Origin of the sequence: Parabacteroides sp. CH2-D42-20 (genome assembly GCF_003670185.1) — a bacterium.
GTDB lineage: Bacteria > Bacteroidota > Bacteroidia > Bacteroidales > Tannerellaceae > Parabacteroides > Parabacteroides distasonis.
This window is the reverse complement of sequence record NZ_RAYG01000015.1, coordinates 69,302-87,978: the sequence shown is the minus strand read 5'-3', so window position 1 is coordinate 87,978 and position 18,677 is coordinate 69,302. Positions and strand designations below refer to the sequence as shown.

The window sequence follows — 18,677 nt, the reverse complement described above, 5'->3', positions numbered from 1 at the left end:
AGTTCTTCGGAAACTAAGTCAATCGACTAAGTGGCAACAATTGATTACAACGATCTATTTATTAACAAATTAAACAAAAAGTATGTGTCTATGAAAAGGTTGACTTATCTATTACTATGCTTGTTTGCAAGTATAGCGTTCGCAACGGCTCAGACTACGAAGGTGACCGGTACGGTTATCTCGGCGGAAGACGATGGACCTATCATTGGAGCCTCTATCGTAGTAGCTGGTACTACTACCGGTACTGTAACGGATTACAACGGAGCGTTCACCTTGGATGTTCCTTCTAATGCGAAAAAGCTAATCGTTTCCTACATCGGTATGAAATCTGTGGAAGTGGCAGTAAAACCAATCATTAAAGTCACGATGGAGTCTGACTCTCAGAACTTGGATGAAGTCGTGGTTGTCGGTTACGGAACTCAAAGAAAAAAGGATGTGACAAGTGCCATATCTAAAGTAGGCGGTGAAGACTTAAGTAACTTGGCAACAGCGTCTTTCGACTCTCAATTAGCCGGACGTGCCGCTGGTGTACAGGTTACGACTCCTAGTGGCGTATTGGGAAGCGGCCCTCAATTCAAGATCCGTGGTATGAGTACGATCAGTTCTAGCTCACAGCCATTATTTATCGTAGACGGTATGCCGATCGCCACGGGAGACAATGGCAATGGCGGAACCGGTCTAGGTATGGCTTACGCTTCTTACAACGCGATGTCTGATATAAATCCGAATGACATCGAATCTATTGAAATATTGAAAGACGGCGCGGCAACTGCTATCTATGGCTCCCGTGCGGCAAATGGAGTTGTATTGATCACAACCAAAAAAGGTTCCAAGGGACGTACTCAAGTAACTTACGATGGCTATGTAAGCGCAGCCAGCGCAGCTAAATTGCATGATCTTCTGGGAGCGAAAGATTTCGTGACTATCGCTAACGAGAAATACGAGAACTGGGGAATGAAAGGACAGGCTGTTTACGATCCGAACGGACCGGACACGAACTGGAATGATTATATTTTCCGTACAGGTTTCCAGCACAATCATAGCTTATCCGCTAGCGGTGGTACGGATAAAAGCCAATATTATGTATCATTAGGTTTCACGGAACAAGATGGTATCATTCGCGCCAATGATTTAAACCGTTTGAGCTTAAAGGCCGACTTGACACAACAAGCGACAAAATGGTTACGCATTGGATTAAACGGCCAGATGACCCGTACCCGGGTTAATGGTGTCATGAATAACGAGAACTCGTTGGGTGGCGTAGGTTTCGCCGGTACTCGTATGCTACCGAACGTATCCGTATATAACCCGGATGATCCTACAGGTTACAATATCGACGCTGAAAACCGTAAGACATTAGGCCGCGGAAGCAACCTTTCCTATATTGATAATGGCATCCAGAATATCGTTTGGGCATTAGACAATAACGTAAACCGTACGACTAATACCCGCACATTAGGTGGTGGATGGGCTGAGATCACATTCATGGACGGATTGACATTAAAAACACAGGCCGGTCTGGATATCTCGAATGTTAAAGACTTCATGGTATGGAACCCGGAATCAGGAGATGGATACGGCTATGGCGGCTTATTGGAAGAAATCAATACCACATACACGAACTGGAACTGGCAAAACGTAATCAACTTTAACCGTACATTCAATGATGTACATAATGTGTCGGCGACAGCGGTACAGGAGTATACCCATACGGAATATGAATACACGGACGCAACCGTGCAACAAATATCCGATGCTTTCTTCACCGACCATATCATTTCTAACACATTCGGTGAGAGATTCGTATATGGAGGTAAAACGTTTATGGGATTAGCCTCCTATATGTTCCGTGCGAATTACAACTATGATAGTAAATATTATATCGGAGCCTCCGTCCGCACAGACGGCTTATCCAGCCTTCCGAAAGATACCCGCTGGGGTACATTCTGGGGAGGATCAGCCGCTTGGCGTATCTCTCGCGAGAAATTCTGGAGTGAATCAACTATTAATGATTGGTTTAACGACTTACGTGTCCGTGCCAGCTACGCTACAATCGGAAACTCTGACCTAGGGAATTATTTCCCTTATCTGGGAACTTACGGGGCGAAGAAAGCAGGATCGAATACAGCTATCGCTTGGAACCGTATGGGTAACAGCCAGCTCAAATGGGAAACAACCGAGACTTTCGATATCGGATTGGATGGCTCTTTCTTTAATAACCGCCTGACATTCGAGCTAGCTTATTGGCAAAAGAACTCCAAAGACTTGGTGTTGGAAGTTCCTACAGCACCTACCGCCGGTATTCCTTACAACTCATATTTTGATAATATCGGTAAGATCAAGAACTCCGGTATGGAGTTGACGGTTAACGCTACAATCATCGCTACCAAAGATTGGAACTGGCAAACTAATTTCAACTTCTCCACGGCTAAGAACACGGTGAAGAGCTTATATGGCGGAACAGACATCGTAGACAATTACACAATTATTCGTGAAGGAGAATCATATAGATCTTTATATGGATATGATTATTACGGCGTAAACGCCGCAAACGGTAATCCGATCTGGAGTAAGGCGGACGGTTCATTAGTGCAATTCGACACATTCGGCTCTTACGACTATGCGGAATATGATCCTTCCAATCCTTCGGATGTCTCCAAGGCATCTTCCTTGGACGCTAGCGACCGTAAGGTATTAGGTTCATCTATGCCTACTTGGTACGGAGGTTGGAATAATACAGTTTCTTACAAGAATTTCGATTTAAATGTATTCTTCCGCTTCTCCGGAGGTAATAAGATCATGAACGCTTCTCGTCAAAGCGCATTGTTCAATATGGATTTCTCCAACAACGGAACAGAAATCTTAGGCCGCTGGGTTTCTCCAGAGCAACCGGGTGACGGCATGACTCCAAAAATCGGTTATGGAGACGCCTCTTCCTTATTCAATGATGGATATACGGATTCACACTTCGTTGAGAGCGGCAATTACCTAAAACTATCGACGTTAGCTTTAGGCTATACACTACCGAAGGCGGTCGTATCCAAACTGAACATGACAAAGATTCGTTTCTATGTTCAAGGACAGAATTTGCTCACTATCACAGGTTATTCCGGATTGGATCCTGAGACAAACTCTCGTTTAGGTGTAGATTGGAACGGTATGCCACAGCAACGTTCATTCACTTTTGGAGCGAACATTACATTCTAATTTCACAAACTAAGAAAAGTTACAATTATGTTATACAAGAAATTATATAAAAACATTTCAGTAGTAGCGTTAGGGACAGCCCTGTTCTCGCTACCCGTGTTCACCGCCTGCGAAAGCGACGTCGTAGACCTTGAACCTGTTGACAAATTCTCTGAGCTTACGGCATACGGGACAGAAGAACGTTGCGAGTTAGCCGTAGTCGGAGCTTATGATGCCGCACAATGTGGTATGTATATAAATCCGGATGATTATGGCTGGGCACGCGGCTATCCTTTTGGAGCGGCCAGTATATTGCAAGGCGAAATGCGCGGTGAAGATATGAATCTAACCGCCCAATTCTATGATTATACCTATTCCGCAACCTATAACTTGACTACCGCTAATAACGTGGCGATGTGGGAAACCTCTTTCGAGGCTATTAACCGCTATAATACGGTATACGCCGGTATAGAAGGCGCGGTAGCTGCGGGTGTCATAACCGAAGAGAAAGGGAATCAGTACAAAGGAGAATGCCTGTTCTTACGTGCGTTAACCTATCACAACTTGATGATTCATTATGCCTTGCCCTACAACGTAGAAGGTAACAATAACTACGGTATGCCTATTTACACGAAAGCCGTAAACGACCCCAGCCAACTCGCTGAGCAACAAAGCATAGGCCGTTCTACCGTTAAGGAGACTTACGATCAGATATTAAGCGACCTGAATAATGCGGAAAGCATGCTTCCGAACATTATCGATGCTGATAAGATCGGACGTGCGAGCAAAGGTGCCGCCATCGCATTGAAAACGCGCGTATATTTGCATATGCGTGATTGGAACAATGTAGTTACTGAAGCTAAGAAACTGGAAGGCGGACGTTTCATTCTGGAAACCAATCCTGCCACTCCTTTCGTTTCTTACAAAGACAATCAGGAATCTATATTCTCCATTCCGAATGACTCTCAAGATAACGCATCTGTAAATGGAGCTATGTCCGCTATGATGTCTGCCCGTGAAGGTGGCCGTGCGATGTGCCCGACATCCCCTACCCTTTACAACTCCAAATTCTGGAAAGGGGATGACAAGCGTCGTAACCTCGTCCTTTATCGTGCGTCTGACGATTATTACTTCTGTGATAAATACCAGAATCCCCAAACACGTGAAGAGTATGCCCCGATCCTGCGCTATGCCGAGGTATTGCTAAACGAGGCCGAGGCTGCCGCACGTGCGGGAGACAAGACTCTCGCATTGGAGAAATTGAATCAAGTAAGAGACCGTTCTTTGGCCGACCCCGCTACACAAACGTATAAGGCTGGCGATTTCGCCAACACGAAAGCGCTGGTAGAAGCTATCCTTTGGGAACGTCGCATTGAGTTCCAAGGTGAAGGTCGCCGTTGGGAAGACATTCATCGTTTAGCGGCTGACGACTTGTTGCCGTCCGGTGGTATTCCCGCAAAGATCGAATACAACAATGTGAAGAACCAAGGCGCATTCGTTGTTGGTGGAGAAGTGAAAGCAGAATGGTTCGGCAACAGCAAACAGTTCATCCCGTACACAGATAAACGCTTTATTTGGCCGATCCCATTGAATGATATATTAAGAAACCCCACGCTAGCCGCACAACAGAACGCAGGCTGGTAGAATATAGACACACTCTTATTTTTTACTATGCAGGGGACATGAGAGGGCGAGACCGGGAGGTTCCGCCCTCTTTTCTTTTAAAACGTATTGACATAATAATTCACGGGAAATCATTATCTTTGCACTCTCTAAAAGAGGCTTATTCGTTATTTCGTGATAAATACTAATAAATCAACGATATGATTCTATTCTTTCAATCTTCAACAAAGACGGTGCTGGCTGTAGAGGCCGCGCACGCTTTCTCTCCTGAAGACACTCAAAAACTGGTTTGGTTGTTTAGCGAGGCAACTCCTGTTCAATCAGAAACATTGGAAGGCTGGTACGTAGGGCCACGCCGGGAAATGATTACCCCGTGGAGTACGAACGCCGTTGAAATTACCCAGAACATGGGCCTGACCGGTATTTCCCGTATTGAGGAATATTTTCCTGTTTCTTCTGGCGACGCGGATCACGATCCGATGTTACAACGTATCTACAATGGCTTGAATCAGGAGATCTTCACGATCAGTAAAAAACCAGATCCTATTGTCTATATTGAGGATTTGGAAGTGTACAACCAACAAGAGGGCTTGGCACTAAGCCAAGAGGAGATCGCTTACTTGAACGAGGTAAGCCAGAAGTTGGGACGTAAGTTGACCGATAGCGAGGTGTTCGGTTTCTCTCAAGTAAACTCGGAACACTGCCGCCATAAAATATTCGGAGGTGTATTCATCATCGACGGCGAGGAAAAAGAAAGTTCCTTGTTCAACTTGATCAAGAAGACTTCCGCCGAGAACCCTAATAAATTGGTTTCCGCTTATAAAGATAACGTAGCGTTCAATGAAGGCCCGACGGTAGAGCAATTCGCTCCCCTATCCGGTGACAAACCTGATTTCTTCGCCGTAAAAGATATCAAGACGGTTATCTCCTTGAAAGCCGAGACGCATAACTTCCCGACAACCGTTGAACCGTTCAACGGTGCCGCTACCGGAACAGGTGGTGAGATCCGTGACCGTCTGGGCGGTGGTAAGGCATCCTTGCCGATAGCGGGAACAGCGGTCTATATGACCTCTTACCCTCGTACGGAAGGCGCTCGCGAATGGGAGAAGATACTAGACCCCCGCCCTTGGTTATACCAGACTCCGGAGCAGATCTTGATCAAGGCTTCCAATGGTGCCTCTACATTCGGTAACCATTTCGGCCAGCCGCTTATCTGTGGTTCTTTATTGACTTTCGAGCACACGGAGAACGATAAGAAATACGCTTACGACAAAGTAATCATGCTTGCCGGCGGTGTAGGTTTTGCGAATATGCGTGATGCCTTGAAGGGCGATCCGGAACCGGGCGAAAAAGTGGTTGTGATCGGTGGCGATAACTACCGTATCGGTATGGGTGGTGGAGCCGTATCTTCCGTAAACACGGGACAATATACAAGCGGTATCGAGTTGAACGCCGTACAGCGTGCCAACCCGGAAATGCAGAAACGTGCGGCTAACGTGATCCGTGCGATCGCCGAGTCTGACGAGAACCCGATCGTCTCTATCCATGACCATGGTGCGGGTGGACACCTCAACTGTTTGTCTGAGTTGGTTGAGGCTACCGGCGGACACATCGATATGAGCAAATTGCCGATTGGTGACCCGACTCTCTCAGCGAAGGAGATCGTAGGAAACGAGAGCCAAGAGCGCATGGGCTTATTGATGAAAGAAGAAGATGTAGCCCGTGTAAAACGTATCGCGGATCGTGAACGTGCCCCGATGTATGTGGTAGGCGAGACTACTAACGACATGAAGTTTGTCTTCGAACAAGCGGACGGCGTAAAACCTATCGATATCAAGCTGGAATATATGTTCGGTAAACCGCCTAGAACGGTTATGACAGACCATACGGTCACTGAATCTTATCAACCGGTTGTTTACAAAGAATCCGAACTTCACCATTATTTGGAGAACGTACTTCAATTGGAGGCCGTAGCCTGCAAGGATTGGTTAACAAACAAAGTAGACCGTTCCGTAACCGGTAAGATCGCCCGCCAGCAATGTCAAGGTGAATTACAATTGCCGTTGAGCGACTTAGGTGCCGTAGCGTTGGATTACCGCGGGAAAGCAGGTATCGCAACTTCTATCGGTCACGCTCCCCAGGTAGCCATGGTTGATCCGGCCGCCGGTTCCGTTATGGCAATCGCCGAGTCATTGACCAATATCGTATTCGCTCCGCTGACAGATAAGTTGGAGAGCGTATCCTTAAGTGCCAACTGGATGTGGCCATGCCGTAACGAAGGTGAGGACGCCCGTCTGTACACAGCCGTACAAGCCGCTTCCGACTTCGCTTGCAGCTTAGGTATTAATATCCCGACTGGTAAGGACTCCCTATCCATGACGCAGAAATATGGCGACGATAAGGTGATCGCCCCGGGTACGGTGATTATCTCCGCAGGTGCGGAGGTTAGCGATATCAAGAAAATCGTCTCTCCGGTAGTAGCTCAAGACAAGAATACATACATTTATTATATAGACTTCTCTTTCGACACCTTGAAGTTGGGTGGTTCCGCCTTCGCCCAAGCCTTGAACAAGCTGGGTAACGAGGTTCCTACCGTGAAAGATCCGGAATACTTCCGTGACGCTTTCAACGCCGTACAAGACGCGATCGAGAAGAGACTCATCCTTGCCGGACACGATATCTCAGCGGGAGGTATGATCACCGCCCTGTTAGAGATGTGCTTCGCCAACGTAGAGGGTGGTTTGGATGTCAACTTGGATAAGATCTCCGAGAGCGATATCGTGAAGATCCTGTTTGCCGAGAATCCGGGTATCTTGGTTCAGGTAAAGGACAAGAAGGCATTCGAAAAGTTGATGGAAGAAGCTGGCGTAGGTTTCGCCATCATCGCCAAACCGACCGACGAGCGCCATGTATTGGTATCGAAAGACGGCATCCAATATCACTTCGGCATCGACTATATGCGTGACGTATGGTACGAATCTTCTTATAAACTGGATGTAAAGCAGAGCGGAAGCGTTTGTGCCGGAAACCGTTTCGAGAACTATAAGATGCAGCCCGTACAGTACAAGTTCCACAAGGACTTTACCGGAAAGCTTTCTTCTTACGGACTCTCAGCGGAACGCCGCACTCCGAACGGCATCAAGGCCGCGGTAATCCGTGAGAAGGGTACGCAATGCGAGCGTGAGACAGCTTACGCCTTGTATCTGGCTGGTTTCGACGTGAAGGATGTCCATATGACGGACTTGGCTAGCGGACGTGAGACTTTGGAGGATGTAAACTTCATCGTATTCTGCGGTGGTTTCTCCAACTCCGACGTATTAGGTTCTGCCAAGGGCTGGGCCGGCGGTTTCTTGTATAACGAGAAAGCCAAGAAAGCGATCGACAACTATTACGCACGTAAAGATACGTTGAGCATGGGTATCTGTAACGGTTGCCAGTTGATGGCCGAGTTAGGCTTGGTTTATCCGGAGCACGAGAAAAAGCATAAGATGGTTCACAATGATTCCCATAAGTTCGAGTCTAACTTCGTTAGCTTGGAGATCCCGAAAAACAACTCCGTAATGTTCGGCTCCTTGAGCGGCACGAAGTTGGGTGTATGGGTAGCTCATGGTGAGGGTAAGTTCGAGTTCCCCTACGAGGAGAAGGAGTACAACATCATCGCTAAATACAACTACGATGGCTATCCCGCCAATCCGAACGGTTCTCCTTGGTCCGTTGCCGGTGTTTGCTCAAAGGACGGCCGCCATTTAGCTATGATGCCTCACCCCGAACGTGCGATCTTCCCTTGGCAGTGCGGTTATTACCCCGCCGACCGTAAGGAGAACGACGAGGTCACTCCATGGATCGAGGCGTTCGTGAACGCTCGCAAGTGGATCGAGAATAATAAGTAAAAATAACAGGGGTTGTTTTTAGCGTTCTTTGAACCTTAAAAACAACCCCTGTTCCTATACATTATATAATATATATCGACTTATGAAGAAGAACTACATCTGTACGCTCCTATTAGCAATCATCGCCATTTTCTCTACCATGAAAGCCCAAGCGCAGGAATTTCATTTCATGCCTAAGGTAGGTTTCAGTTTAGCCACACTTATGGGGCTAGATGGCAGTGCCCGTTCCGGTGCGAACGTTGGCGTTAGCGGTGAGTATATTTTTCCAGACGATATGTTCGCGGTGGAAGCCGGTGTTTACTACTCCATGCAAGGTGCCACGAAAAAACATAATTATGGAGGGGAATACATCTCCGCTAATCTCAACAACGATTACATTAACATCCCGATCTATGCGAAAGCATACGTCTATAAAGGTTTGAACATATTTGCCGGCCCTCAGTTAGGCTTCAACGTACATAACAAATTCAAGCTAGACGGACACAAGAAAGAGTATGTCGCCGTCAACGTAGATAAGCTATTCTACCCCTTCGACTTCTCTTTATGCGTAGGTGGTGGCTATCAATTCGAGAACGGTCTCTTTTTCACCTTGAATTACAACTTCGGCTTAACCGATGTATTAAAATACAAAGACATCCAAATCGAGGGCGAAACCAACTACTTCCCCCTTATGGCGGACGAGTCTACCGTCCGCAACGGCGTGTTCCAAGCGAATATTGGCTGGAGGTTTTAACAATTCAGATAAATACGATACAAAAAGCCGATATTCATGAAAGTTATCGGCTTTTTTATGATAGAAAACCACGAAATTCGCCTTTTGGCGCAACAATCGAAAATGTGATATCACAAACGTAAGGAAAATAATAGACTTTACAGCGAATCTACGCTTTAAGATAAGGTCGGCCTTTGGATCTAAATACTTCATCGTTAATTTTTTTATATGTTCACTCGCAAACATACGGGATATTTACGGCTATTATCCAAAATATTTCCATAAATTGCCATCATTTATCAACCTACATCTAAAACACCTCTTATGCGAGACTACAAGCCCCACAAAAGGATATCCCGTACGAATAACTTTCCATCCGTACAGAGGACAGCCGGCATAAACTGGATTGATAACAGGCCACAGACCTTGGCGCAAGCCCATCTAAGCGACGTGATACAGAGGCAAATCAAAGTAGAGGGCACGACCTATTCAATCGAGAGGTATTCCGGCCGGGAGTTCAGGAGGAACTTGATGCTCGCCCTTCAAAAATTCAAGTATAAAGACACGGGTACCAAAGCCATGTGGGAATTGGTTAACGAGGACTTGGGTAAGAATGAAGTAATTGAATATGACGATTGGGAAGCGTTCACAAGCGCACTATGGGATAAAGGCGTACTGACGCGTACGATCAGAGGTTCAATAATGGGACCCAAGAACATGGGTGCCCGCCCTGCTTTCACCACGTCCGTACAAAGCGATCTACCTGTAGGATTGGGAGAACATAGGCGGCATATCATCTCATCCAGCACTTTAGGGAAAGCGATCGAAGAGGGATACGAGGATCTCAAGGCAGTGGGTGGTGATACATTAGGAGCATTAAACACATGGATTACTACCCAAGGGCATACGGCACAAACCACCGAGTATGCCGCCCTACGGACAATATGGACAATCACGCATAATAACCTGGGTAATCTTTGGGTAGGAGATGGCGCATGGAATAGTTCAATCGGATTTATCCGGGGATCTTTTCAGCAATTACTATCGGACCCCGCTCTGCAAGGATTCGGAACCGTTCCCGTCAAGGATCTAGTCAATGAGATCTTGAAGATAAAACCACCTATGCCAGCGCTAGCAAAATCATGGAATGAGATTATCCAGACTTTGGTAGAGGCTATAAGGATGTCTGATCCGGTATTATCGTTTCTTTCTTTAGCGGGGGCATTTATCAATTGGTCCGAGGAAATTGAGGATATCGAAGGCCATGACTATAACGACCAGCCTTTTCGAGTATATACGGCTTTGGATAAGTTAATGCCCAGTTCGGGATACATATCAATGAATTCTGTTTTAGCGGAACTAGACAAGCTACCTAGCCGCAGTTTCATGTATAGCAAAGAGTATTTCCCCATATATAGGAAATGGATTATACAATTTGCGATGTCCAGTGAGGATATAGGAAAGTACAAGGCTAAATCCTTAATTCAAGAATGGCTTTCAAATTGTGATCTTGATTATCCGCAAGATCCAAAAACGGATGGGTATTACGATAAATTGACCGCTATTTATTATAAATTGCTCAACGCGGATAAAAGTATATTTGCGTCAGACGGAGCATTAGCCCATTACATGGCACTTGATTGGAAACCCTAGGAAGTCACGGACTATCTTTGCTTTTTATACCTCTATGATTCTAGGCTTACATGTAAGATTATTCATACTAGAAATTGAACAAACGATAGAAATGACTAGCATAAACGTTCGTTTTTTTCATTCGTTTGCAAAGTTAAATATTATAATCCAAAAAGCAACCCTTTTTGCCGAATAATTGTTGATTTTCATCAATTTATCTAAAACCATCCTCTTCCTCTGAACTCCCTATGAAAACGACTAACGTAAACGAAGGTTTTCATTAGTCGTTTTCATAGGGAGTGAATTGTAAATCAATAAACCACGGAGGTATCTAATCTCCAATAAAACAACGTTATATGCTGAATAAACTAAAAGGATGGATCGCCCCGAACACCGTGACGAAAGACCCGAACGACAAGATCCTCATCTTGGATCCCGCCGGAAAGATCGGGCTCGACAAGGTGTACGAGGAGATGAGGGCCGAAGACACCGGCTTGCGCCAAGAGACCTTGGTACATGTAGTTACCCTTTACGAGCGGGTCATCGCCCGCCTATTGATGAACGGATACCACGTGAACACCGGCTTATTCTACGCCGTACCCCGCTTCACGGGCTTGATCGAGAAAGGGCGCTGGAACCCTGAGAAAAACAACATTTACGTATCCTTTACCCAAGACAAGGTATTGCGGGAGGAAATCCAGAAGACGGAGATCGACATACAGGGCGAGAAAGCCGACCTTATGTTCGTGATCAATACCGAGGATCGCAGCAACGGCCTTACCGACGGCAGCATGACACCGGGCCGCAACTTCGCCATCCGCGGCGCATACCTCAAGGTGGAGGGCGATGATCCAGCCGTAGGCATCACTTTCGTGAACACAGAGACCAAAGCGCAGGTGAAGCTCACCTCCGACATGTTCGCCGTGAACAATCCTTCCGAGTTGATCTTCCTCGTGCCCACCGGACTGCCAGACGGCAACTACGACCTGACGATCTGCACTCAATACATGAAAGGAAAATCCCTGCTGAAAACTCCCCGGTCTATCACCATATCCGTACACGTAGGTGAGGCCGATAACGGAGGCGACAGCGAGAGTCCCGACGAGATCTGATACATTCTCCGGGGTGTCGATAGGCTTATCGATACCTCGGAAACAACCCTGTCTCCACACCGGAGACACCTCTGCACCCGGTACGGAGACACCGTTGCACCCGACGCGGAGAATTTCAATCAATCATGACAACTTAAAATGGAGATAAGAATATGAGAAAAATTAGACATGGGAACCACGTAAAGCAACTAACGATCTGGTTGCTTTTTTTGTTTCTGGGAATTGGATGCCCGGAAGCGTGGGGACAAGATGAGACATTAACGCCGGGGGCGACGATATCGAATGGTAGTTATGGAACAAAAATATTGAAAACCGGCACTTATACGCTTGATAATGTAACGGCAAGTGGCTTATGCCTTCGGATAGAAGGTACGGTGACCTTACAACTAAGAGGAAAAAACAGCCTAAAAGCTTCGAGTTCCCGACCAGCAATCAATGTAGCAGACCCATATGAAGTAATCATAACAAATTATCCAGGTGAAACGGGTATTTTAATAGCAAATGTAGAGTTGGGTAACGTCCTACGCTCTGATTCTCCCGCAATTGGAGTATATTCTATGCAAGAGAATATGGGTAAGATAACAATATCGGGGGCGGTATATGTAGAGGCCAATGGTAATAAATATTCATCTGGCATAGGAGTCGGACAGCCTCAATATAGTAAAAAGAATGTTCTTACGCTAAAGGATGGAGCCAGTCTTTATCTTAAATACAGAACATCAGGTGGAGACCACGGCCCATCCCGCATCGATATACCGGACTTCGCTCTCGTCGTACTAGACCCTACAGACTTAATCTACAACAAAAAATATTTTTTCCTAAATATCGAAAATGTACAAGGATATGAAATTGAGAACAAGGACTTTGTCGATTGTAATTTTAATGGGACCACCTACAAAGTCTATACGAAGGTTAGGGATAGCTATGAAATTTCCAGTAGTAAAAGAAGGCTCCCTTTTATGTCGAATTCCGGAGTTACTCAGCCATCGTATGGCACAATTAACGGCATTCCTTTCAATGTAAGTCATTGGGGCAATTTAGGGGCAGCCTATAGCATAGATGGGGATGTGAAGACTTATTATCAAACATTAAATGCCACTTTTACCAAAGATATCAGATTGTATGCCGATAATTATCCTTTCCACGAAGGAACGCTGAAAGCCGGAAGGGATATCGTAATTTCAGATAGTAATCCTATTAGCCAAGTTTTTAAGACCTCCTCAAAGGGTCTAACACTTGATGCTTCCACATATTCCATAAAACTCAGAATAGGTACACCAAATACCGCAAATATCAAGGTAAAAGGCAAGGTATGGCTGGATAATTATATTGAGCTACCCGCTGGAGTCATGAAAGACGAGAAAAACACACCCGTATATTATTGTACAACAACCATTCCTGTCGGAACTGTTAAAAAAATAACCTACAACGGGATAGAAACCGGCAACTTCCGCCAAAGTGGGACTGATCTATCCCTGTGGCTTCCTGCAGGAGAACAGGCCGTAAAGATCACCGACACGAACAATGCCGTATACACCGCGACTGTAAACGTAAAAGAGGAACATCACCAATCGTTTACCGTATACCCTACAGAATTCAACATAGCTAGTTATTCGGTAACGATCAGTACGAGTACTGGAGGTTCGCAAAACGTAACCTACCACTCAAACACGTACGCCAGCCCCTTCGGTACGCCAATCACCATCACGGGTACCTCCACAAGCGGAAACAACGTGATCATCAATAACGGCGCCACCGGAAATGTCATCTTGAAGGATCTCAACATCAGCGGCAATACCCTGCCCTTGAACGTAACCGGGAATACGACGGCGAATATCACGGTAGCGGGTACGAACAATCTGACATCGACCGGCAACCACGCCTTGCAAGTTGAGTCCGGGAGTACCATAAGCCTTACGGGAACCGCTGGGAATACCCTTACCCTAAGCGCCACCAACACTTCCACCTATAAGGACGTGAAGACCTCGGGTACCCTTAACCTCAGCGGCGCTTTCACCCTAGTGGCCAAGAACGGGACCTTTCCGCCCACGGCGAATATCACCTCCGGCAAGCCCGTCGTGAAATTGGTGGATACTCAGTATTTCCGGGCGATCCTGCCGAACGCCACCATAGGCACGCTATCGAATATGGAATACGCCAGCGGGACGCAGGTAAACGAACACCTGTTTACCACCACGACCATCAGCAACAATTACCACCTCTGGATGCCCGCCACGAGCAAGGATATCGTATTCAAGGGTAGCAAACCGACAGCCGCCACCCTCTATACGATTCCCGCCGCCACATTCACGGCGCATAACGTAACGCTGACCGCCCTTCCGGTAGTGGCCAGCATCGGCTCCGCCATCTACGGCAGCCTGGCCGACGCCTTCGCCGCCGCCACCAGCGGGCAGACCGTCAAGATGGAGACCGCCCATACCTTGCCGGCGAACACCACCGCCACCCTCTCCAAGCTACAAGCCGGCAAGATAGTGATCTTGAACTTGGGTGGCTATACGCTCACCACCGGGCAGAACACCCTGCTCTCGTCCGGCAAGGGCGTGCTGAAACTGGAAGGTACCGGTAGCCTGTCCGGAACATACGCCTTGGAAGGATGCCTCTACTCTGTCTTAGGTTCCAACCAGCTAGGAACCCCCACCCTAGGCGGCAAGCCCGTATACCGGGTCAGCGTAAGCGGCCTGCCCACCAATATGGGAACCCCGATGGTGGCCTATTACCGGGCAGAGGAGCCGAATACCGCTTACAAGGCCTATTCCGCCTCCGCCGGAAGCGCCACCCTCTGGCTACCCCAAGGGCAGCAAGAGGCGACGATAGCCGATATCCTAGCCACCGTCAACGAGCCGGTAGCTACCACATCGGTGGAGGTGCGGATGAGCCACGACAACAATACCGCTACCGCGTCGGCACGCCTCGATATCGCTTTTGGCGATATCAAGGTGACCCCGGGTACGACAACGACCACCGTATCCTACGGCTCCAAGCCTTATGCCGCCACGCCGGCGGCGGGTATCTCGGCCACCAACCGCCTGTCCATCCTCGGCACCGCCACGCCGGATAACGGAAAGAATTTCCAGATACTCGTCAACAACGGAGGTAGCGGTACCGCTTACCTGAACCTGCGGAACGTAAATATCCGTCCCTCCGGGCAAAAAGCCGCCGTACTGGTGAACGCCGCTACCGATATAGCCCTTGAGGGAGATAATCAATTACGGGGAGGAGCCAGCGCGAGCGGTACGGAACCTGCCATCAAGATCGCTTCCGGCAGTGTCCGCCTAAGCGACCCCTCTACCGACAGCAAAGGACGGCTTTACACGTATGGGGGTACCTACGGAACCCTATCCAGCCCGGCTATCCTGTCCGAGGGTTCCGGCACTCTCACCATAGCCGGGGGTACCTTGGTGGCCCGTAGCGGCGATGGTACCGCCACCGGCGCCTTAGAAGGAACCGTCCGGATACAGGCCGGAAGCGTGGACGCCCTATGCAAGGCACGCCCTACGAATACCATCGGCGGCAAGAGCACGCCCGTATACCGGGTGGACGTGACCACCGGACTGAATCCCGACCAACCCTACCAATGCACCTATACGGGATGCGACCCGTCGCCTTTCATAGCCCTGCCGGACAACGCCGGCAAGGTCTATTGCTGGCTGCCCGAGCAGAAACTGAGCGACGCGAAGACCAACGTGACCCTCACCCATCCCGTAAGCTACGAGAAGACCGAGATAGAGGTGGCCGAGGTACGCCAGACCGATGATAACGTGGCCCCTATCGTGATCCGCATGACCCATCGTACGGACAAGAAACAAGCCGCGTTCGGCAACTTGCGCGACGCTTTCGACGCCATGACCGCCGGGACCGACCTCTCGCATAGCGTATACGACCTGCAATTGCTTACCCGGATCAACAACCTGCGCACCGTGCAAGCCGTGCCCGCCAATACGGACGCTTACCTCGACCTCGGCAGTTTCGAGATAGCAGCCCAGAACGGTAGCGATGTCGCTTTCAACGCCTCCGCCAGCGGCGCCTACCTGCAAATATCGGGCAAGGGCAATATCAAGAACACCGTGAAGATAGCGGGAGACGTGTTCATCACCGGCGTGGTGCCACTGACCGATGCCGTGGTGGAGCTAAACGGCAAGGCCGTGTTCCGCACCCTCGTGAAAGACCTGCCCGTAGCCACGGGCAACACCTATACGTATAGCTACGGCGAGCAGCAGAACATGCCGTTCTACCTGCACGACGGCCTGGCCTGCCTCTGGCTACCGGACTACGGACGGAGCGAGGAGCTACGCTTCACCGTAAGCGGAACGGGTGGCTCGAACACTGAGTACACGGCGGGCAACATCACCACCGTAACCCAGCGTACCGAGGCCATCGCCGCCAGCCCCGTGGGCGTAGTGGCAAGGCTTACCTATACCAAGGCCGGATCGTCCACGAACCAGCCCTATAATACCTTACCCGAAGCGTTCGCGGCAGCGGGCAAGGCCTACGCCGCCGGGGGAGCGCAGGATATCACCGTACATCTGCTCACGGGCGTATCCGTATCCGGTACCCTCACGGTAAGCGGGCAATTCACCCTTAACCTAGACGGCAAGAACCTGACCAGCGCCTCCGGAGGACTGATACAGGCGCAGAACGGTGCACGCCTCACCATATCCGACGGCACCGCCGGGATGAAGGGCACGATGCAGGTCAACCTCCGTATGCTAGGTACGGGGCAGGTATTCATCCCTAGCTATATCAAGCTCTCGGGCAACGTATACAAGGGAGATACCGACAGCCCCTTCTATTGGCGCACCACGCTGAACATGAACTACCAGCCCGTGAGCGTCAGCCAAGTGTCCTTCGAGGGCATGACCTATCCCGTGATCGACCGGGAGGTATGCCTCTGGCTACCCGCCGACAACGACCCGGCGAAGGTCTATACCTTTACCCTCGGAGGCAAGACGATGACCGTAACCGGTTACCAGATCTCCGCCAACAAGCACGACAACGACATGACGCTGGGCGGCAGCAACAACGAGGCACGGATCGGTACGCAGGAACACGCCACGCTGAAAGCCGCCCTCGATGCCGCCGTAAGCGGCAATACGATCGAGTTGCTGAAGACCGTTTCGCTAGCCGACTATACCTTGAACGGGAAAAGCCTTATCCTTGAGCTGGGTAAATACGAGCTGAACGGTAGCGCCGCCGCTAGCGCGCTGACCCTCGGTAGCGGTACCGCCCTCACCGTGAAGAGTCAAGGTGGTAACGGGAAGTTGAAAATGGGTATCAAGCTGAACGGAGGTAACCTATACGTTGGGCAAGACGTGGCCGGCGATGGCATCGGCACGGTAAGATCAGCCGGAGGAACCCCGTACCACCGCTTGCTAATCACCAACCTGCCGCTGAACGTACCGCCCGGAACCCACAACTTCTCCTACGCCGACCTCGACAATAACAACGACGAGACGAATACCCAATGTCTTTGGGTAACCACCTCCAAGGTGGAGGAAGACCGGACGATACAGACGAATCATGAAGTAACCATCCCCGCCGGATTGTCCAACCATAATACCACGCTGACCGCTTATGAGGTGAAGACGCTAGACGGCGCCGGTAGCTGGCAGGCCACCTACGCCAACACCCGCCTCAAGCTGGGTACTAACGCCGTATTGACCTTGCCGGAAGGAACCAAGGCTACCTTGAACCGCTTGCTCTTGCGTGACGGGGCGAAAGTGACCGGAAAGGGGCAGGTGATCGCTACGGAAGGCATCCGCTACGTTCGTGCGATAACGGCTGGAAAATGGGAATCTATCGCCTTGCCGTTCACGGCATCACGGATCACGATGGCAACCGACGCGGGAGCGACGACGATCCTTAGCCCCGCCTACGGAAACGGCAACGCCGGAAACTTCTGGCTACGTATGGTAAGCACCAACGGGGCGCTTATCAACGTGAACAGCCCGGAGATGACCGCCAACCAGTTCTACCTGATCGCCGTGCCGAACGATCTGGGAGGCAAGGAGCTTACCTTCGTCTCCGGCGCTAACCAATTGCTCCGCCGGGATAAGGTACTGGCCGTGAAGCCCGCCAGCGGATTCGCCGCCTACGCTAACGGGACGCTGGATGAGATACAGGTAAGCCAACCCTGCTACGTCTTGAAAGCTGACGGGAAATCCTTTACACGGGTCAATACCGCCACTATAAGTCCTTTCCGCGGATACTTGCTGGCGGATGCCGCCACTACCGCCGTGACCCCGGAGTTGCGTATGGCCGGGATACCTACCGCCACCGAAACCATCGTACCGGGCGAGCCGCTACGGGTATCCACCCGCCGGGGCGCGCTCACGGTATCCACCGGGCGTTCTGTCACCGTGCGTATCTATACGATGAACGGATTCCCCGTAGAGAGCTTCAAGCTTGATTACGGCGAACGTACCGTATTCCTGCCTACGGGTATCTATATCGTGAACCGGCAGAAGGTATGGGTAGACTAACATTAATTATATACAATCTAAA

Annotated in this window: 7 protein-coding genes; all 7 read left to right on the top strand. The window is 49.3% G+C overall.

Annotated features, from left to right (window positions below; all coding sequences use genetic code 11):
• The first annotated feature begins 90 nt into the window (after positions 1-90).
• The 7 genes from D7V92_RS11090 to D7V92_RS11060 all read left to right on the top strand — a co-directional run bounded on the left by D7V92_RS11090 (position 91) and on the right by D7V92_RS11060 (position 18,655).
• The gene (locus tag D7V92_RS11090; protein ID WP_036614972.1) at positions 91-3,207 is read left to right on the top strand and encodes a TonB-dependent receptor; all 3,117 of its coding nucleotides are present in this window, start codon (positions 91-93) and stop codon (positions 3,205-3,207) included.
• A 27-nt stretch (positions 3,208-3,234) separates the two neighbouring features.
• Complete coding sequence (locus D7V92_RS11085; RefSeq protein ID WP_121772885.1) at positions 3,235-4,830, top strand: RagB/SusD family nutrient uptake outer membrane protein; 1,596 nt, start codon at positions 3,235-3,237, stop codon at positions 4,828-4,830.
• 179 nt (positions 4,831-5,009) lie between these two features.
• Positions 5,010-8,699: a phosphoribosylformylglycinamidine synthase gene (gene purL, locus D7V92_RS11080; RefSeq protein WP_121772884.1), complete on the top strand. Its 3,690-nt coding sequence runs from the start codon at positions 5,010-5,012 to the stop codon at positions 8,697-8,699.
• Between the two features lie 82 nt (positions 8,700-8,781).
• The gene (locus D7V92_RS11075; RefSeq protein ID WP_121772883.1) at positions 8,782-9,432 is read left to right on the top strand and encodes a porin family protein; all 651 of its coding nucleotides are present in this window, start codon (positions 8,782-8,784) and stop codon (positions 9,430-9,432) included.
• 303 nt (positions 9,433-9,735) lie between these two features.
• Positions 9,736-11,064 (top strand): hypothetical protein, encoded by a 1,329-nt coding sequence (locus D7V92_RS11070; protein WP_121772882.1) that lies wholly within the window; start codon positions 9,736-9,738, stop codon positions 11,062-11,064.
• Between the two features lie 335 nt (positions 11,065-11,399).
• Entirely contained in the window at positions 11,400-12,155 is a 756-nt protein-coding gene (locus tag D7V92_RS11065; protein WP_121772881.1) for a DNA-binding domain-containing protein, read from the top strand.
• Positions 12,156-12,307: 152 nt separating this feature from the next.
• Positions 12,308-18,655 carry a hypothetical protein gene (locus D7V92_RS11060; RefSeq protein ID WP_121772880.1) on the top strand — a complete coding sequence of 2,116 codons (6,348 nt, stop codon included), beginning with the start codon at positions 12,308-12,310 and terminating at the stop codon, positions 18,653-18,655.
• Positions 18,656-18,677: the final 22 nt, after the last annotated feature.